This window comes from Nonomuraea turkmeniaca (genome assembly GCF_005889735.1).
GTDB classification, from domain to species: Bacteria; Actinomycetota; Actinomycetes; order Streptosporangiales; family Streptosporangiaceae; genus Nonomuraea; species Nonomuraea turkmeniaca.
Genome location: NZ_VCKY01000024.1, coordinates 27,495 through 45,786, shown reverse-complemented (window position 1 = coordinate 45,786; position 18,292 = coordinate 27,495). Strand labels below are relative to the sequence as shown.

17 protein-coding genes are annotated in these 18,292 nt (G+C 72.7%); 10 read left to right on the top strand and 7 right to left on the bottom strand.

Features of this window, described 5'->3' with window-relative positions; genetic code table 11:
* The first annotated feature begins 79 nt into the window (after positions 1–79).
* Positions 80–742, top strand: coding sequence for an MFS transporter (locus tag ETD86_RS10025; RefSeq protein ID WP_138665839.1), 663 nt, complete (start codon positions 80–82; stop codon positions 740–742).
* A 58-nt stretch (positions 743–800) separates the two neighbouring features.
* Here ETD86_RS10025 and ETD86_RS10020 read toward each other — a convergent pair whose 3' ends face one another.
* Together ETD86_RS10020 and ETD86_RS10015 are read right to left on the bottom strand one after the other, a co-directional pair.
* Entirely contained in the window at positions 801–1,763 is a 963-nt protein-coding gene (locus tag ETD86_RS10020; RefSeq protein ID WP_138665838.1) for a sporulation protein, read from the bottom strand.
* Between the two features lie 90 nt (positions 1,764–1,853).
* Positions 1,854–2,540: an MFS transporter gene (locus ETD86_RS10015; protein ID WP_138665837.1), complete on the bottom strand. Its 687-nt coding sequence runs from the start codon at positions 2,538–2,540 to the stop codon at positions 1,854–1,856.
* A gap of 244 nt (positions 2,541–2,784) precedes the next feature.
* Between ETD86_RS10015 and ETD86_RS10010 the strand changes: the two genes are divergently transcribed.
* Positions 2,785–4,020, top strand: coding sequence for a serine hydrolase domain-containing protein (locus ETD86_RS10010; RefSeq protein ID WP_246147822.1), 1,236 nt, complete (start codon positions 2,785–2,787; stop codon positions 4,018–4,020).
* Here the strand turns inward: ETD86_RS10010 and ETD86_RS59605 are convergent.
* Positions 4,011–5,528, bottom strand: coding sequence for an IclR family transcriptional regulator domain-containing protein (locus ETD86_RS59605; RefSeq protein ID WP_138665835.1), 1,518 nt, complete (start codon positions 5,526–5,528; stop codon positions 4,011–4,013). The two genes, ETD86_RS10010 and ETD86_RS59605, sit on opposite strands and share 10 nt — an antisense overlap.
* 110 nt (positions 5,529–5,638) lie before the next feature.
* On the opposite strand from ETD86_RS59605, the gene ETD86_RS10000 reads away from it, so the two are divergent.
* The 8 genes from ETD86_RS10000 (at position 5,639) to ETD86_RS09965 (ending at position 14,145) form a co-directional block, all read left to right on the top strand.
* Positions 5,639–6,418 carry a CoA transferase subunit A gene (locus tag ETD86_RS10000; RefSeq protein WP_246147821.1) on the top strand — a complete coding sequence of 260 codons (780 nt, stop codon included), beginning with the start codon at positions 5,639–5,641 and terminating at the stop codon, positions 6,416–6,418.
* Positions 6,415–7,044, top strand: a complete 630-nt coding sequence (locus tag ETD86_RS09995; protein ID WP_138665833.1) for a CoA transferase subunit B — start codon at positions 6,415–6,417, stop codon at positions 7,042–7,044. Before ETD86_RS10000 ends, ETD86_RS09995 begins: the two co-directional genes overlap by 4 nt.
* On the top strand, positions 7,041–8,186 hold the full coding sequence (locus ETD86_RS09990) for a thiolase family protein (protein WP_138665832.1): 1,146 nt from the start codon (positions 7,041–7,043) through the stop codon (positions 8,184–8,186). The genes ETD86_RS09995 and ETD86_RS09990 overlap by 4 nt, the downstream gene beginning before the upstream one ends.
* Positions 8,187–8,191: 5 nt before the next feature.
* On the top strand, positions 8,192–8,944 hold the full coding sequence (gene pcaH, locus ETD86_RS09985) for a protocatechuate 3,4-dioxygenase subunit beta (protein WP_138665831.1): 753 nt from the start codon (positions 8,192–8,194) through the stop codon (positions 8,942–8,944).
* Complete coding sequence (pcaG, locus tag ETD86_RS09980) at positions 8,941–9,477, top strand: protocatechuate 3,4-dioxygenase subunit alpha (protein WP_138665830.1); 537 nt, start codon at positions 8,941–8,943, stop codon at positions 9,475–9,477. The genes pcaH and pcaG overlap by 4 nt, the downstream gene beginning before the upstream one ends.
* Positions 9,464–10,705 (top strand): lyase family protein, encoded by a 1,242-nt coding sequence (locus ETD86_RS09975; RefSeq protein WP_246147820.1) that lies wholly within the window; start codon positions 9,464–9,466, stop codon positions 10,703–10,705. Before pcaG ends, ETD86_RS09975 begins: the two co-directional genes overlap by 14 nt.
* Before the next feature lie 2 nt (positions 10,706–10,707).
* Positions 10,708–11,793 carry a bifunctional 3-oxoadipate enol-lactonase/4-carboxymuconolactone decarboxylase PcaDC gene (gene pcaDC, locus ETD86_RS09970; RefSeq protein WP_138665829.1) on the top strand — a complete coding sequence of 362 codons (1,086 nt, stop codon included), beginning with the start codon at positions 10,708–10,710 and terminating at the stop codon, positions 11,791–11,793.
* A gap of 237 nt (positions 11,794–12,030) precedes the next feature.
* Positions 12,031–14,145 carry a PP2C family protein-serine/threonine phosphatase gene (locus ETD86_RS09965; protein WP_138665828.1) on the top strand — a complete coding sequence of 705 codons (2,115 nt, stop codon included), beginning with the start codon at positions 12,031–12,033 and terminating at the stop codon, positions 14,143–14,145.
* Position 14,146: 1 nt separating this feature from the next.
* Here the strand turns inward: ETD86_RS09965 and ETD86_RS54970 are convergent, their stop codons facing one another.
* From ETD86_RS54970 to kstD, 4 genes are all read right to left on the bottom strand, one after another.
* Entirely contained in the window at positions 14,147–14,569 is a 423-nt protein-coding gene (locus ETD86_RS54970; protein WP_170222978.1) for a hypothetical protein, read from the bottom strand.
* 160 nt (positions 14,570–14,729) lie between these two features.
* Entirely contained in the window at positions 14,730–15,890 is a 1,161-nt protein-coding gene (locus tag ETD86_RS09955; protein ID WP_211369942.1) for an MFS transporter, read from the bottom strand.
* Positions 15,887–16,438 (bottom strand): Chromate resistance protein ChrB, encoded by a 552-nt coding sequence (locus tag ETD86_RS09950; RefSeq protein ID WP_138665826.1) that lies wholly within the window; start codon positions 16,436–16,438, stop codon positions 15,887–15,889. The genes ETD86_RS09955 and ETD86_RS09950 overlap by 4 nt, the downstream gene beginning before the upstream one ends.
* Positions 16,439–16,458: 20 nt before the next feature.
* Entirely contained in the window at positions 16,459–18,237 is a 1,779-nt protein-coding gene (kstD, locus tag ETD86_RS09945; protein WP_138665825.1) for a 3-oxosteroid 1-dehydrogenase, read from the bottom strand.
* Positions 18,238–18,292 lie beyond the last annotated feature (55 nt).

The following is an 18,292-nucleotide window of genomic DNA, read 5'->3' as shown; positions in this document are numbered from 1 at the left end:
GCAAAGGGGGATGGATAGGTTGTAACCGTTATGTGCGTGCACACCTGCCCATCCAGCTGTGACCGGGGTGCGGGCGGCGATGGCTGAGGGCGGGCGTGGGAGGCGGGCGACCGCCGTGTTGCTGGCTCATGCCGCCGCCACGCAGGTGATCACGTTCGTGCTGCGTCCCACCATGTCGTACCGGGCGATCGAGCTCGACGTGCCCGCGGCGCTGCTCGGCCTGCTGGGCGCCAGTTTCGCGATCGCGCCGCTGCTGCTGGCGCTGCCTGCCGGGCACGCCGCCGACCGGTACGGCGAACGGCGCCTGGCCGTGGCCGGGGCTTTCCTGCTGACCGCCGCGAGCGTCGCGTTCCTGGCGATCGGGCACACCGTCCCGGGTCTGCTCGCGGCCGGGGTCCTGCTGGGCACCGGCCACCTGGGCTGTGTGATCGCGCAGCAGGCGCTGGTGGCCAACACCACCCGGCGTGGCGGCCACGACACCGCCTTCGGCCACTACACGTTCGCCGCCTCGCTCGGCCAGGCCGCCGGTCCCGTGCTGATCGCCGTGTTCGGCGGGGAACGGGCGATCCCCGACACCGAGCGGATCTTCGCCTGGTCGTGCGGCCTGGCCGCGCTGCTGGTCGTGCTGTCGGCACTGCTGGCCCGCAGCCCGCGCGCGGGCGCCGGGGACCGGGAGGCGCTGGTGACCGCGCTGGGGCTCGCCTGGGCGAGCGCGGCGGCCAGACGGCTGCCCGTCGAGTGAACCGGCCCGCGGGGATGGCACCCCCGCGGCCGTGATCACATCGTCGCCGGGGTGGGACTCACCAGTCGCCGCCCTCGTCCTCGGCGCCCTCGAAGATCTCCTCGACGACCTCGCCGGCGACGAGGCCGCCCGCCACGCCGAGGGCGCCGGCCGCGGCCATCGCGCCCACACCCGCACCGCCCCTGTGGTGGTGCTCGTGGTCATGGCCGTGACGTCCGCCGTGGCCATAACCGCCGTGGCCGTACTGGGACAGGCCGTACTGGGACAGGCCGGACAGCCACCGGCCGATCTCGCCGGCCCAGTCCGTACGCAGGGCGTCCTCATGGCTGATCGTGAAGTGGCCGATCGCGTCGCCGGAGAAGCGGCCGGCCCGCTTGTCGGCCTCCAGGACCACCACCAGCCCGCTGGGGGTGGCGACGAAGGTGACCTCGACCTCGCCCACGACCCCGCGCTGCTGGGACGGCGGGTAGAACTCGATCTCCTGGTAGAACGGCAGCTCCTGGTCCACCCCGTACAGGCGCCCGACCTCCAGGTCGGCGGACTTGAACCGGAAGCCGAGGTCCAGGAACGCCTCCAGGATCCGCAGCTGGGACGGCAGCGGCTCGACGGCGATCAGGTCGAGGTCACCCTTGTCGACGGCCTTGGCGATGGCCAGCTCGGTACGCACGCCCAGCGCCATGCCGGTCAGCGGCTGCCCGCCGATCTCGCTGATCGGCGTCTCCCACGGCACCGGGAGCTGGAAGGTGACGACGCGGTCCTCGCCCTTGCGCAGCGTGAAGGGCCCGGAGACCTGTGCTCGGGAGAACTCGCCGACTCCGGAGCTCTCCATGTCGCCGTGCTCGATCTCCACCCGGGCCACCAGGCCGAGGGTGATGTGCTCGATCTCGGCGTCGAAGTCGCCGCCCTTGAGGCGTACCTCGCCGTCCAGCGTCCCGCCCGGCCGGGTGCGCGGGGTGGACAGGACGGTGTCCACCGAGGGCGCGCCGACGCCGAAGGCACCCAGCATTCGTTTGAAGACCACGGGTTTGCTCTCCCTGCTCGAAGATCGGTTGTGCCGCCGACCTCAACGAGCGGTGATCAGATCGAGTTCCTGACGCGGACGATCTTTCGGTCAGGTCTCCGGAGGGGCGTTCCAAGGCCGTTGCTCGGCTGGTGGGTAGGGCATGCCGGCCGCGTTCGGTTGCGCAGGCCGCGGAGTCAGGAGCAGGACGAATCCGCTGACGGCAGTGGCGATCAGCCCCGCGACCAAAGGAAGCAGCGTGATGAGGTATCCCCACCTCCACGACAACGCGCTCGACAGCCCTTGGTTGATCAACGGGCCGAGAATCAGGGCGAGGACACCAAGACCGGCCAGTATCGCGACCAGCGCGCCCCAGCGGCGGCCCGCCCGCCGCGCGACTGCCACCGTCGCTCCCACCACGCCACCGGCGCCGAGCCCGCTCAGCACCCGGCCGGTCAGATAGATCCCGGTGCCGGGGGCGAGCGCGTTCAGCAGCACACCGATGATCATCAAGGCGACGGCCGTCATGCTCACTGTCGTCAGCGAGCGTCCGCCAAGACCAACGCCCAGTGCCCCACCCGCTGCCGCGCTGACCAGGTACGCAACGAGAGTCGTGAGCAGGGCGGTTTGGCTGGACAGACCCAGATCCACCTGCAGAGAAACCCGCGCTGCGGGCCCGAAGGGCATCGTCAGCAGGTACAGGCCGGTGAGCGCGGCGATTCCTGGGCCGGCCAACGCCCATGCCGGTCGCTCCCCGCCCGGCAGGGCGGCATTCCTCTGCCGTTGGTGATCGTGCATGGGGATCAGTTTGCATCGGGCTTGACTCCCTCGTCCATCCCGGCAAGGAGGGATACCGAACGCTGATCACGACGATCGGCGCCACCAGTCGGATGGTCTTGCCAGGCAACGGCGGCACGATCCTTCCCACGCCGGCGATCGTGCGGAAGGAACCTAAGAAATCACCCGAAAAGCCGTGTAAGGCACCCGCAACAACCGGCGATCCAGTAGAAATCTGGACATGCCTATAAACGATCACTCAGGTTTGACGAGACGACGGTTCCTGCAGGCCGGCGCTGTGGCGTTGCCCGCAGCCGCCTTACAAGCGCCGCGCCCGGCCCTGGCCGCAACCGTTCAGACGTCGGGGGTGGCGCCGGCCGCGCTGGCGGGTTTCGACAACGTGCTGAAGACCTACGTCGAGGAGCGCAAGATCTCCTGCGCGCAGCTGGCCATCACCAAGAACGGCAAGCTCGTGCTGGCCAGGGCCTATCGCTACAGCGACGATCCGTCGGTGCCCACGGTGTCGCCGACGTCGTTGTTCCGCATCGCGAGTCTCAGCAAGCACATCACCGCCGTGGCGATCATGCGGCTGGCGCAGGACGGCAAGCTGAGCCTGGGGACGTCCGTCGCGACCCTGCTCGGCCTGTCCACCGCGGCCGACTCCCGGTTGCGGAACGTGACGGTGTGGCGGTTGTTGCAGCACACGGGCGGCTGGGATCGCGACATCTCGCGCGACTACCTCTACCTGGACCACACCATCGCCTCGACGTTGCAGGTGCCGCTCCCGATCACGCGCGCCCACATCGTGCAGTACGCCGGCGGGCGGCCCCTCGACTTCGACCCCGGCAGCAGGTACGCCTACAGCAACTACGGCTACCTGCTGCTCGGCATGATCGTCGAGAAGGTGTCCGGCATGAGCTACGAGTCGTACGTCAAGCAGAAGATCCTCGCGCCGGTCGGCATCACCCGGCTGCGCCTCGGACGTACCCTCAAGGCGCACCGCGCGGCCGGCGAGGTGGTCTACGAGTCGGACCAGACGAGCAAGACCGTCACGGACGCGTCGGGCACGATCGTGCCGGCGCCCTACGGCGGGTTCAGTATGGAGAATCGCGGGCCGGGCGGCGGGTGGCTGGCCTCGGCGGTGGATCTGGTGCGGTTCGCGAGAGTGCTGGACGCGCCCGGCGCGGTGCTGAACGCCACCTCCATCGGCCGGATGCTGGCCAAGCCGGAGATCGGCGTCAACGAGGGCGGCGCCTGGTACGGCGCGGGGCTGTGGGTGCGGCAGGTGACGGGCCACCTCAACACCTGGCACAGCGGCGGGCTGCCGGGCACCTACACCTACACCGCCCGCCTGCAGAACGGCTTCACCTACGCCGCGCTGTTCAACCGGGGCGAGGAGACGGGGTCGCTCGACTTCGACGCGCTCAGCCCGCGCATCAACGAGCAGATCGGCAAGGTGACCACCTGGCCGACGACGGACCTGTTCCCGCGTTACTTCTGACCGCCGAGCCTGACGGTCTCGGGCAGGGCGCCGTTCCAGGCGGGGCCGTGGACGTGCGCCAGGTCGGCCTCCATGCGGGCTGCGGCGTCCTGGAGCGCGGGCAGGACGTCGCGTACCAGGTCGGCGGGGGTGGCGCGGCTGGCGTGCGTGGCGACGTTCACGGCCGCGACCACCCGCCCGGCCCGGTCCCTGATGGGGACCGCGAGTGAGCGCACGCCCTCCTCCAGCTCCTGGTCGACCAGGGCGTACCCGTCCGCGGCGGCCTGCCGCACGACCGCTTTGAGCTCGGCGGTGGTGGTGATGGTGTGCCGGGACAGCGGCCTGGGGGTGATGTCCTCCAGCCGCTCCTCCGGCCGGTCGGCCAGGAGCACCCGCCCCATGGAGGTCGCGTACGCGGGGAAGCGGGTGCCGACGGTGATGTCGACGCTCATGATCCGCTGGGTCGGCACGCGGGCCAGGTAGACGATGTCGTCGCCGGACAACACGGCCACCGAGGCCGACTCGTGCACGCGGGCCACTAGATCGGCGAGGTGCGGCTGCACGACGGCGCGGAAGGCACGCCCGGACAGGTGGGCGTACCCGAGCTCGAGGACCTTGGGCAGCAGCACGAACCGGGAGCCGTCGGCGGCCACGTAGCCGAGCCGTTCCAGCGTCTGGATCGCGCGGCGCACGGTCGCCCGCGGCTGCCCGGTGACCCTCGCCGCGTCGGCCAGGGTCGAGCCGCCGGGCGCGGTGCCGAGCGACACCAGGACGGCCAGGCCGCGGGCGAGCGACTGCAGGTATCCGGCGCCCAGCTCCTTCTTGGCGGCCCGTGAGGCGTCCTCGGCGGCGACGTCCCTGTGCGGCTCGGGGGCCGGCCGGGCCAGCGCCGTCTCCATCTCGGCGACCGTCTTGAGCAGCCGGGGAAGGGCGTGCTCGCGCAGCCCCGCGGCGGTGTGCCTGCTGGTGTGGCTGACCACGCTGACCGCGCAGACCGCTCCGCCGTGCTGGTCCCGTACGGGCACCGCGACCGCCACCAGGCCCGGCTCGACGAGCTGGTCGTCCTCGGCCCACGACGCCGAGGGGTCGGTCAGCGCGAGACCGGCCGCGCACCGGTCGGCGGGCAGCAGGTCCCCGACCCGGAAGGCGACGGACATGGTGCGCCGCCGGGTGAACTGGCCGATGAAGCGCACATGCTCGATTCCGGCGGCACCGTCCGGCACGGCCAGCGACACCGACTCGTCGAGGTCCTCGGCCAGCCGCTCGGCGAACGGGGACAACACGTCACGCAGGCCGGCACAGGCCAGGTACGCCTCCCCCAGCTCCATCAGCCGCGGTGCGAGCCGCACCTCCCGTTCCTCGAGACGTACGTAGCCGAGGTGGGCGAAGGTGGCCAGCACACGGTCCACCGTGGACCGGGCCAGACCGGTCGCGCGCACCAGGTCGGTCGGGCCCAGGCGGCGGCGCGGGTCGCCGGCCAGCACGCGCAGCACGGCCAGGCCGCGTTCCAGGGTTCCGGCCGGTTCCATCGCCCACCCCTCGAGATCCTTTGACAGGAGCGCCTCTCATTACAGATACTCGACCACACAATAGTGGACAAAAGTTCACTATGCGAACACTCCGGGGTGAATGGAGCGTCGTGCGGAGAGACAAGGTGGTCGCGACCGCCGAGGAGGCGCTGGCCGGCGTGCGCGACGGCGCGTCGTTCGCGGTCGGCGGCTTCGGGCTGAGCGGCATCCCCAACGTGCTGATCCAGGCCCTCTACAACACCGGCGTCACCGGCATCGCCGTGGTGTCGAACAACTGCGGCGTCGACGGCGGCGGCCTCGGCGTGCTGCTGGCGGCCGGGCGCATCGCCCGGGTGACGGCCTCGTACATCGGCGACAACAAGGAGTTCGCCCGGCAGTACCTCGGGGGCGAGCTGGAGGTGGAGCTGACGCCACAGGGCAGCCTGGCCGAGCGGCTGCGCGCGGGCGGCAGCGGCATCCCCGCCTTCTACACCCCGGCCGGGGTCGGCACGCCGGTGGCCGACGGCGGCCTGCCGCTGCGCCACCACCCGGACGGGTCGATCGCGGTCGCCTCGCCGCCCAAGGAGGTGCGCGAGTTCGACGGCCGCCCGTACGTGCTCGAGCACAGCATCACGACGGACTTCGCGCTGGTCCGGGCGGCGAAAGGCGACCGGCACGGCAACCTGGTCTTCAGCAAGGCCGCCAGGAACTTCAACCCCCTCGCCGCCATGGCCGGGCGGATCACGATCGCCGAGGTGGAGGAGCTGACCGAGCTGGACCCCGACGAGGTGCACCTGCCCGGCGTCTTCGTCCAGCGGGTGCTCGTGCTCACCCCCGAGCAGGCGGCCGACAAGGGCATCGAGCGGCGCACCATTTCCGCAGCTCCGACAGGAGGGACTGTTCGCTCATGAGCTGGACGCGTGACGAGATGGTGGCCCGCGCGGCGGCCGAGCTGCGCGACGGCGACTACGTGAACCTGGGCATCGGCCTGCCCACCCGCATCCCGTCGTTCCTGCCCGCCGACGTGGACGTGATCCTGCACTCGGAGAACGGCGTCCTCGGCGTCGGCCCCTACCCCACCGAGGACGAGGTCGACCCCGACCTGATCAACGCGGGCAAGGAGACGGTGACCGTGCGGGACGGGGCGGCGTTCTTCGACTCGTCGCTGTCGTTCGGCATGATCCGCGGCGGGCACATCGACGTGGCGGTGCTGGGCGCGATGCAGGTCTCGGCCGCCGGTGACCTGGCCAACTGGATGGTTCCGGGGAAGCTGGTCAAGGGTATGGGCGGGGCGATGGACCTGGTCCACGGCGCGCGCAAGGTCATCGTGATCATGGACCACACCGCCAAGGACGGCTCACCGAAGATCGTCAAGGCGTGCTCGCTGCCGCTCACCGGCCAGGCGTGCGTCCACCGGATCATCACCGACCTCGGCGTGCTCGACGTGACCGGGGACGGGCTGCGCCTGGTGGAGACGGCGCCGGGCGTGAGCGTGGACGAGCTGCGGGACCGTACGGAAGCCGAGGTGCTGGCATGAACACCGTCTACATCGTGGACGCCGTCCGCACGCCCTTCGGCCGGCACGGCGGGGCGCTGGCCGGCATCCGCCCCGACGACCTGGCCGCCCACGTCGTCGCGGCCATCGCCGAGCGCAACGACGTGACCGCCCCCGACGAGGTGATCTTCGGCAACGCCAACGGCGCGGGCGAGGAGAACCGCAACGTCGCCCGCATGGCCGCGCTGCTGGCCGGGCTGCCGGTGTCCACGCCCGGCGCGACCGTGAACCGGCTGTGCGGCTCCGGTATGGAGGCCGTCATCCAGGCGTACCGGATGATCGCGCTCGGCGACGCGTCCACCGTGATCGCCGGCGGCGTGGAGTCGATGACCCGCGCCCCGTGGGTGCTGCCCAAACCGGAGCGGGCGTTCCCCGCCGGCGGGCAGGAGCTGGTGTCCACCACGCTCGGCTGGCGGCTGGTCAACCCGAAGATGCCGGCCGAGCACACCGTGCCGCTCGGCGAGGGCGCCGAGCTGATCGCCGACAAGCACGGCATCACGCGGGACGAGCAGGACGCGTACGCGCTGGCCAGCCACCAGAAGGCGGCCAAGGCGTCCTTCGACGGGGAGATCGTCCCGATCGCCGGGATGACCAGGGACGAGGGCATCCGCGAAGATACCTCGCTGGAGGCGCTCGCCCGGCTCAAGCCGGTCTTCCGCAAGGACGGCACGGTCACCGCGGGCAACTCCTCCCCGCTCAACGACGGCGCGGCGGCACTGCTGCTCACCGACGAGGCCGGGCTGCGCGGCCGCGAGCCCCTGGCGCGGATCACCGCCGGCGCCGCCAGCGCGCTCGAACCCTGTTACTTCGGCCTCGGGCCGGTCGAAGCCGCGCGGAAGGCCCTCGCCAAGGCCGGCAAGACGCTCGGCGACCTGGACACGGCCGAGCTGAACGAGGCGTTCGCCGCCCAAGTCCTCGGCTGCCTGGCCGAGCTGCCGGACCTCGACCCCGCCATCGTCAACCCGAACGGCGGGGCGATCGCGCTCGGCCACCCCCTCGGCGCCTCCGGCGCCCGCGTCACCGGCACCGTGGCGCACCGGCTGGCGGCGGCCGGCACCGGCACCGGGCTGGCTTGTCTCTGCATCGGCGTCGGTCAGGGCCTGGCCGTCGTACTGGAAAGGTAGGCACCATGACCCCACCCCTCACCCAAGCGGACATCGACGGCGAGATCGCCGACCTCCACAAGGACTGCGACGGCCAGGAGGCGAACCACCCCCCGCGTGACTTCGCCCCCTATCGCAGCAGCGTGCTACGCCACCCCAAGCAGCCGCTGATCATGGTGAAGGAACCGGAGGCGGTCGAGCTGACCGGGCCGGTCTTCGGCGTCACCGACGTCACCGCGCTCGACGCGGACCTGACCAAGCAGCACGCCGGCGAGCCGCTCGGCGAGCGGATCACCGTGCAGGGGCGGGTGCTCGACCGCGCCGGGCGGCCGGTACGCGGCCAGCTGGTGGAGGTCTGGCAGGCCAACGCCTCCGGCCGGTACCCGCACCAGCGTGACGACCATCCCGCGCCGCTGGACCCCAACTTCACCGGGGTGGGCCGGTGCCTGACCGACGACGAGGGCCGGTACTCGTTCACCACGATCAAGCCGGGCGCGTACCCGTGGCGCAACCACGTCAACGCCTGGCGTCCCGCGCACATCCACTTCTCGGTGTTCGGCGCGGCCTTCACGCAGCGGCTGGTCACGCAGATGTACTTCCCGAACGATCCGCTGTTCGCGTACGACCCGGTGTTGCAGTCGGTGACGGACGAGCGGGCCAGGCAGCGGCTCGTGGCCGCCTACGAGCACGACCTGTCCGTGCCCGAGTGGTCCCTCGGCTACCGGTGGGACATCGTGCTGGACGGGCCGGCGGCGACCTGGATGGAGGAGGGCCGATGAAGGCGACGCCTTCGCAGACCGTGGGCCCGTTCTACGGCTACGCGCTGCCGTTCCCGGGCGGCGGCGATCTGGCCCCACTGAACGACGGGGGCGGGATCACCGTTCACGGGTACGTGTACGACGGGGCGGGCGACCCGGTGCCGGACGCGCTGCTGGAGTTCTGGCAGGCCGACCCGTCCGGCGACCTGAGCGGGGCGCCGGGATCGCTGCGGCGGGACCCGGTGACCGGGGCCGTCATCGGGCGGCACGGGCTGGACTTCACCGGCTTCGGGCGGGTCCCGACCGACGCCGACGGCCGGTACGCGCTGCGCACGCTCATGCCCGGCAACGGGTACATCAGCGTGTGCGTGTTCGCGCGTGGCCTGCTCCACCACCTGTACACCCGCATCTACTTCGGGCAGGACGCCTTCCTCGACGGGCTGCCGGCGCACCGGCGGGAGACGCTGGTCGCGGTGGCGGAGCGCGAGGGGTTCTACCGGTTCGACATCCATTTGCAGGGCGAGAAGGAGACGGTCTTCCTTGACTTCGGGTGACGTGCCCGGCGCGGACCTCGGGCTGCTGTCACCGATGCGGGGCGCGGCCGAGGAGACCGGTGACGTCGCCTTCCTGCAGGCCATGCTGGACGCCGAGGCGGCGCTGACCCGGGCGCAGGCGGCGCTCGGCCTGGTGCCGCGTCCGGCGGCCGATGCCGTGGCCGCCGTCGCGCGAGCCGGCGCCTTCGACCTGCCGGGGCTGGTCCGGCGGGCTCGATCCGGTGGCAATCCGGTCATTCCGCTGGTGGAGGATCTGCGCGAGGCCGCGTCGCCGTACGGGGCGTACGTGCATCGGGGTGCGACCAGCCAGGACATCGTCGATACGGCGATCATGCTGGTGGCGTACCGCACGCTGGGTGTGGTCCTGGCGGACCTCGACCGGGTCGTGGCCGCGCTCGCCCGGCTGGCGGCCGAGCACCGCGACACCCTGATGGCCGCGCGGACGCTCACCCAGCAGGCGGTGCCGACGACGTTCGGGCTCAAGGCGGCGGGCTGGCGGCTGCTGGCCACCGACGCCCGCACGCGCCTGCGCGCCGCCCGCGCCACACTCCCGGCCCAGCTCGGCGGCGCGGCCGGCACCCTGGCCGCCTTCCACGACACCGCCGTCCCCGGAGCCCCCGGCCCGGCGGGCGGCGACGGCATAGGCGCAGCGGGCGGCGACGGCATAGGCGCAGCGGGCGGCGACGGCATAGGCGCGGCGGGCGGCGATGCCGGGATGGTGCTCGTGGCTCGGTTCGCGGCCGAGGCCGGGCTGGCCGAGCCGCGGTTGCCGTGGCACGTGTTGCGGACGCCGGTCGCCGATCTGGCCGGGGCGCTGGCGTTCACGGCCGGGGCGCTGGGCAAGATGGCGGCCGATGTGCTCGTCCTGTCCCGTACCGAGATCGGCGAGGTGACCGAGGGCGTCGGCGGCGGGTCGTCGTCCATGCCCCACAAGCACAATCCCGTCAGGTCCACGATGATCGCCGCCGCCGCCCGCCAGCTGCCCGCGCTGGCCGCCACCCTGTACGGCTCGCTGGCCGCCGAGGACGAGCGCCCGTCCGGCGCCTGGCACGCGGAATGGCAACCGCTGCGCGAGGCCCTGCGCCTGGTGGCGGGCGCCGCCCGCGACGCCGCCGAGCTGGTCTCGGACCTGCGCGTGCATCCGGAGCGCATGCGCGCCAACCTGACCCTGTCCGGCTCCACGGGCTCGGCACGGGCCCTCGTCGACCGGGCGCTCGAGGAGGAATGACGATGTTGCAGCACCAGCTGGACGGCCCGGCGAACGGGGAGCCGCTGATCCTGGGGCCGTCGCTGGGCACGTCCCTGCGGGTGTGGGAGCCGCAGCTGGCCGCGCTCGCGCGGACGTTCCGGGTGCTCAGATTCGACCTGCCCGGCCACGGCGGCTCCCCCGCGATCGCGCTGAGCTCGATCGACGATCTGGCGCGCATGGTGCTGGAGGCGGCCGACGCGCAGGGCTTCGACGGCTTCCACTACGCGGGCGTCTCCATCGGCGGCGCGATCGGCGCCACCCTGGCGCTCGGCCGCCCCGACCGGGTGCGGTCGCTCACGATGATCTGCTCCTCCGCCAGGTTCGGCGAGCCGGAGGCGTGGCGGGACCGGGCGCGGCTGGTCCGCGCGGAAGGCACGGCGCCGCTGCTGGAGGCCACGGCCCAGCGCTGGTTCGCCGGGCCTGCCGACCGGGCGCTGCTCGACGACCTGGCCGCCGCCGACCCCGAGGGGTACGCCGCCTGCTGCGACGCCCTGTCGGCCTACGACCTGCGCGACGCGCTGACCGAGGTCAAGGCCCCCACGCTGGTCGTGGCGGGACGGGACGACCCGGCGACGCCGCCCGCCCACGCCAGGCAGCTGGCCGACGGCATTGCCGGCGCCACGCTGGTCGAGCTCCCCGGCGCCGCCCACCTGGCCAACGTCGACCAGCCCGACCGCGTGACGGCCGCGCTCCTGGCCCACCTGCCGGCCGTGCCGGGCATGCGGGTGCGCCGGGAGGTGCTCGGCGACGCGCACGTGGACCGGGCGATCGCCCGCACCACCCCCCTCACCAGGGACTTCCAGGACTTCATCACCCGCTACGCCTGGGGCGAGATCTGGACCAGGCCGGGCCTGGACCGCCGTGCCCGCAGCTGCGTGACGCTCACCGCGCTCGTCGCCCAGGGCCACCTGGAGGAGCTGGCCATGCACGTACGCGCCGCGCTGCGCAACGGGCTGACCCCCGACGAGATCGGCGAGGTGCTGCTGCAGACCGCCGTCTACTGCGGTGTGCCCGCCGCCAACGCCGCCTTCGCCGTCGCCCAGCGGGTCCTCGCCGAGACGGAGTAACGGAGTTCGGCGTCTGGAAGGCCGCTCCACCAGGGTGATCAGGGACGAGCTGTGGCGGTCCCGCCTGTGGGACCGGCTCATCGTCAGCTCACGGCCTGGCAGAGGGCCGGAGCGAAAGGATGGGTTATGGACAGAATGTAATCAATTCGCTCCATCTCTGCGTGTATCCTGCCCATATGGGGGGTTTGGAGCTGCTTTCTCGTTCACGATTCGTGAGCGTGAGGACGGTCTGAGGCGGTGCGGGAGGAGGCCGCCTCGCACTCCGGCTCGTCTCGTCTGGACGAGCTGCTGATCACGGCCGTCGCCGACACGGGAGCCCACATCGGTGCGGTGTATCTCCTCGCCGAAGACGGCCAAGTGGTGCTGATGGACGCGCAGGTGGGCATGCCCGCCTCGGTCGCCTCCGTGTGGGCCAGGGTCAGGTGGAACGAGCGCGTGCCGATCGCCGCGGCGGTACGCCAGCGGCACATGATCTGGCTGTCCGACCGGGAGCACATGGCCCGCACGTTCCCGACGGCGGCGGTCGTGCTGCCGTACGACTTCGCGGCCGCGATCTCCCCGATCCGCACCGGCGACACCGTCTGGGGCGGGCTCACGCTGCTGTGGCCGGCCGGGCCCGCGACCAGGCTCAGCCGGCGCCTGCGCACCGCCATCGACACGACCTGCGCCCGGATGGGGGAAGTGCTCCGGGAGGCGGCCGAGAAGGGCCGTCCGATCACCCCCGGGCCGGGCCCCCGGGTCCTGAGTCCCCGCCCCCTGCACGCGGCGGAGCCGAACGCGCCGGTGGTGGCGCTGGAGTGCCTCGACCGGCTGCCCGAAGGGTACTGCTCGCTGGACGTGGAAGGCCGCGTGACCCTCATCACCGCGCCGGCCGCGAACCTGCTCGGCGGCTGCACGTCCGAGCTGCTCGGCGAACGCCCGTGGGCGGCGCTGCCGTGGCTGAGGGACCCGATCTTCGAAGACCGCCACCGTGCCGCGGTCTTCAGCCGGGAGGCCACCTCGTTCACCGCGCGTAACCAGGCGGGACAGCTGCTGACGTTCCGGCTGTTCCCCGGCCAGAACGGCATCACGGTCCGTATCACGCCCGACTCGGCCGACCGCGACCTCGCCCGCCGGGCGCCGGAGACCGGGGCCGACCGGCCCACCCAGGTGATCGCGCTGCACGAGATGCTGCACCTGGCGACCACCCTCGCCCGCGCGGTGACCGCGCAGGAGGTGATCGACCTCGTCGCCGACCACGTCATGCCCGTGTACAACGTGCAGGCCCTGGCCATCCTCACCTCGAAAGGCGGCAGGATGCGCGTGGCCGCCTCGCGCGGTTACAGCCGGCAGGCCGTCGAGGACTTCGACGGGCGTCCGGTGATCCCGCCGGTTCCTCAGCGGACCCTGTACGACGCCGGCAAGCCGGCCTTCTTCGGCTCCTGGGACGAGCTGCGCGAGACCTACCCGGACGCCATCCGCTCCGACAACATGTCCGCGTGGGCCTTCCTGCCGCTGGTCACGTCCGGACGGCCCATCGGCACCTGCATCCTGGCCTACGACCGCCCGCACCGTTTCAGCACCGACGAGCGGGCCACGCTGACCGCCCTCGCCGGGCTGATCGCGCAGGCGTTCGAGCGGGCCCGGCTCTACGACGTCAAGCACCAGCTCGCCCAGTGCCTGCAGCAGAGTCTGCTGCCGCGTACCCTGCCCGAGGTGCCGGGCCTGGAACTGGCCGCCCGGTACGTGCCCGCCAACCCCGGCATGGACATCGGCGGCGACTTCTACGACCTGATCCGGCTGAGCGACACCATGGCCGCCGCGGTCATCGGCGACGTCCAGGGGCATGACGTCACAGCAGCCGCCCTCATGGGGCAGGTCCGCACCGCCATCCACGCCTACGCCACCGCCGGCGCCAATCCCGGCGAGGTGCTCGCGCATACCAACCGGCTGCTCAGCGAGCTGGCTCCGGACCGGTTCACCAGCTGCCTGTACGTCAGCATCGACCTGGAGCGGCACGCGGCCTGCCTGGCCAGCGCCGGCCACCTGCCGCCGCTGCTCGGCCGGCCCGGTAGGGCCGGCCGAATCGTCGGCACCTCACCGGGCCTGCTGCTCGGCATCGACCCGGAGGCCGAGTACGCCACCACGGAGCTGGACCTGCCGCCCGGCTCCGTCCTGACCCTCTACACCGACGGCCTCATCGAGGAACCCGGCCTCGACCTGGGCGAGTCGATCGCGGACCTGGCCGAGCGCTTCACCCCGTGGCCGGACCAGCCGCTGCACGACCTGGCGGAGTCCCTCATCGAGGACGCCATGGTGGACCGGGGTGCGGACGACATCGCGGTGCTGCTCCTGCGTGAGGCGGCCCGCTAGGTCAGCGTGCCGGTGTCAGGCGGAGCACCGCCTTGCGCGACGACAGCGACACGATGCGGAACCTGATGCCGCTGACCGTCGCGGACCCGCCCTCGCTGAAGCCGGCTCCCGACATCACGCCCGGCCCGACGCCCTTCACGGTCACCCCGTCTTCGGTGAAGCCGACGGACAGCCGGGTGATGCCGAAGCGGGAGCTGACCCGGAACGACACGCGCTTGGTGATGGTCAGCTTGCATCTGCCGTCGTAGCAGGCACGCACGTTCGGCTTGGCCCATGCGGCGGACGCACTGCCGGCGGGCACGGTGGCGGGCACGGTGGTGGGCACGGTGGCGGGCATGGTGGTGGCGGCGGAGGCCTGCCCGGCCGGGGCGAGGCTGATGACGGACGCGGCGACGACCAGAGCGGTGGCGATCCGGGGGGCCATGATCCTCCTCATGCGATGGGACGCTGTCACCGGCGAGTGTGCCGGGATTCGCCCGGGACCGGTCCCGATCGCTGATCCTCCGCCGGTGGAAGCGCTGTCGGCGGGCTGTCGGCCGGCTGTCCGCGGGCTGTCGGCGGGCTGTCGGCGGGCTGTCGGCGCATCATCTGCGGAGGCGGCCGGCCAGCATGGCGGCCGGGGCGATGACCAGCAGGAGGGCGAGCGCGGCGTAGCCGTGGGCGAGGGTGGCGGCCGTGGCGACGCCGGCGACCAGGAGCGGGCCGCCCGCGTCGCCCAGCTCGCGGCCGATCTCCGCCGTCCCCATGGTCTGGCCGAGGCGTTCCTGCGAGGTGGAGGCGGCCAGGGCGGCGAAGCCCAGCGGGGTGATCAGTCCCGTGCCCGCCCCGATGAGCACGGCCGGCGCCAGCACGCCTGCCAAGCCCGGCATCATCGCCGACGCCAGGCCGGCGGCGGCGATCGCGAGACCGGCGCCGAGGCCCGCCCGGGTGGTGAGGCGGCCGGCGTCCAGGGCCCGCCCGGCGGCCGGTTGCACGACGGCGGCGCAGGCGGCGAGGACCGACACCGCGGCCCCGGTGGCGACGGGGCCCAGTCCCGCGGCCGCGCCGGAGACCGGAAGGAAACCGACGCCGACCGACAGCGCGGCGGTGGCGGCGGCCAGCGCGGCCGTGGGCTGCCAGAACGCCCGGTCGGCCAGGCGGCGCCCGAGGTCGAGCACGGTCTGGCGGGTCCTGGGCAGCGGCGGCACGCGGGGCACCGCGAGCGCTGCCCACACCGCGACGGCCACCGCGAGCAGCGCCATCACCGCGAACAGCAGCCGGAGCCCGCCCGCCCACACGAGCACGCCGCCGAGCAGCGGACCCAGGGTGTAGCCGATGCTCTTGTAGAAGCCGTAGCCGCCGAACGCGCGGCCGTGCCCGGTGGCCGGGTTGAGCCTGGCGACCAGGGCGGAGGCTGAGGGGGAGAACGCGGAGGCGGCGGCGCCCTGGCCGAGCCGGGCCACCCACAGCGCGGCGGGGTTGTCGGCGAGCGCGTACAGGGCCGAGGCGCAGGCGAAGGCGACCAGGCCGCCGAGCAGCACTGGGCGGGCGCCGATCCGGTCGGCCAGGGTGCCGAAGAGGGGCTTGAGCAGCACCTCGGCGCCGTCGTACAACGCCAGCAGGCCGCCGAGCACCAGCAGCGACGTCACCGCGTCCGAGGACTGGCCGCCGAGGCTGGCCGCGACCCCGTGCGCGCCGAACGCGGTGGTGAACCCGGCCGCGTACAGCGGCCACATCCGCCCACGCGGAGTGGGCGGCACCGTCATTCGGAAGCCCCCGGGGCCTGGTGGAGGGCGGCGAAGACGCGTTCGGCGTAGTCCTCGCAGGCCGCCGTGCACGCGGCCAGCCGCTGGGCGGCCTGTCCGGCCTCCGGGGTGCCGAACACGTCGCGTGCGGTCAGGGCGCGGTGCCAGCGCCGCAACCGCTCCAGCGACTGCTCCTCCTCTTCCAGCTCAGCAAGCGTGAACTTGGCCTGCCGGATCTCCTTGGCCAGCTCCTCCTCGTACTTGCCGCAGTCGGCGAGGAACTCACCCCAGTCCTCCCGTCGGGCGGCGGTGAACATGGCCTGAAGGCGCTCGGAGTCGGCCGGCGTGCGCCCGGCCGCATCCAGCACCACCGCCTCTCCCCCGGCCGCGCCGGCGAGCTCGACGGCACGTGCCAGCCCGTCGGCGAAGACCGGCACGTCGGGCACCGTCCAGGCGCCCAGTCCCAGGGACACGGCCCCGAGCCGGCGCAGCTCCCGCCACAACGCGACCCGGTGCCGCGACGGACCGGCGGGCAGCCGGACGAGGAGCACCACCCACTGCACTGTCACACCGGCGAATGTAGCAGCTGTTACAACGAGTCGGCGATGTGATTGGCGGCCACGTAGCCGAAGGTCATGGCGGGTCCGAGAGTCGAGCCGGCGCCGGCGTAGCTGTGACCCATGACGGCGGCGCTGACGTTGCCCGCGGCGTACAGGCCCGGGATGACCGAGCCGTCCTCGCGCAGCACGCGTGCCCGCGCGTCCGTGAGCATCCCGCCCTTCGTCCCGAGATCCCCCGGAACAATCTTGAACGCGTAGAACGGCGGCAACCACAGGGGTGCCAGGCAGGGGTTCGGCTTGATGGCCGGGTCGGCGTAGTAGCGGTCATAAACGCTGTCGCCGCGGTGGAAGTCGAGGTCCTTCCCGGTCGTCGCGAACCCGTTGAAGCGCGTGACCGTGCCGCGCAACGCCGCCGCGGGCACGCCGATCCGCTGCGCCAGTTGCTCGATGGTCCACGCCTTGTGCACGGCGCCGCTGTCGTACCAGGAGGAGGGCAGCGGCAGGAGCGGGGCGACGTCCTTGAACAGGTAGCGGTTGCGGTACTGCTGGTCGACGATCAGCCAGCACGGGATGTGCCGTGCGGCAGGGGTGTTGCGGTCGTACATGACGTGCACGACGTCGCTGTAGGGTGCTCCCTCGTTGACGAAGCGCACGCCGTTGCCGTTGACCATGATGCAGCCCGGCAGGGTGCGCTCGGCCAGGCAGAAGTACGCCTCGCCGGGCAGCGGGATCGCGGGTCCCCACCAGGCGTCGTCCATCAGCCCCAGCGCCGCCCCGGCGCGCTCGCCGGCCTCGATGCCGTCGCCGGTGTTCTCCTTCGCGCCGACCGTCCAGCTCGTCCCGATGGGCTGGCGCTGGAACTCGTCCCGCAGGGCCGCGCTGTGCTCGAACCCGCCCGAGCCGACGATGACGCCGCGGGCCGCCTTGATCAGCGTCTGCGTGCCGTTCCTCGACACCACGACGCCGGTCGCGCGGCCGCCCTCGACGCGCAGGTCGGTCAGCGGGGTGTTGAGCCACACCGGCACGCCGGCCGCGAGCAGTCCGGCGCGCAGTCCGCCGGCCAGGGCCTGCCCCATGGTCAGGGGCTTCTCGCCGCGCAGCGCAGCCTCGGTGCCTCTCAGCAGGCAGGCGGCGGCCACCTCCGTCCCCTTCAGGTTGACGGCGCTGAGCGTGAGCCACCTGTAGTCGGCGCTGAAGACGACCATGCCGGCCGGCGTCGGGATGTAGGAGGGGTTGAGCCGGTCGAGCTCCGCACCCAGGATGCGGCCGTCGAGCTGGGCGGGCTCGATGGAGCGCCCGTTCGGCATGCCGCCGGGGAACTCCGGATAGTAGTCGGAGTAACCCTCCATGAACCGGAACCGCAGCGGGCTGTTGCGCATCACGAACGAGATCATGGCCGGGCCGGCCGCGAGGAACGCCTGCTGCCGCTCGACCGGCACGTCGTCGCCGACCACGCGGGAGAGGTAGGCGGCCGCCTTGGCCGGGGTGTCCGGCACCCCGGCGGCCAGGATGACCTCGTTGTTCGGGATCCAGATCCCGGCGCCGGACCGGGCGGCCGACCCGCCGAACGTGGGCGCCTTCTCCACCACGAGCGTACGCAGCCCCCGCTTGGCGGCGGTCAGCGCCGCGGTCATGCCCGCGGCGCCGGCCCCGACCACGACGACGTCGTATTCGACCTCGGCACGGGCGGGGGCACCGCCCAGCGCCGCGCCCGTCACCAGCGCGCCGCCGGCGACGGCGGCCCCACGCAGCAGGGTGCGCCGGCTGGGGCCCTCGGGGGCGGGGTGTGCGTGCGTCGCATCGGCCATGGCGAGTCGATCCCTTCGCTCGTGGGGCGTTCACAGGGTGTACGAAGCGGGCCAT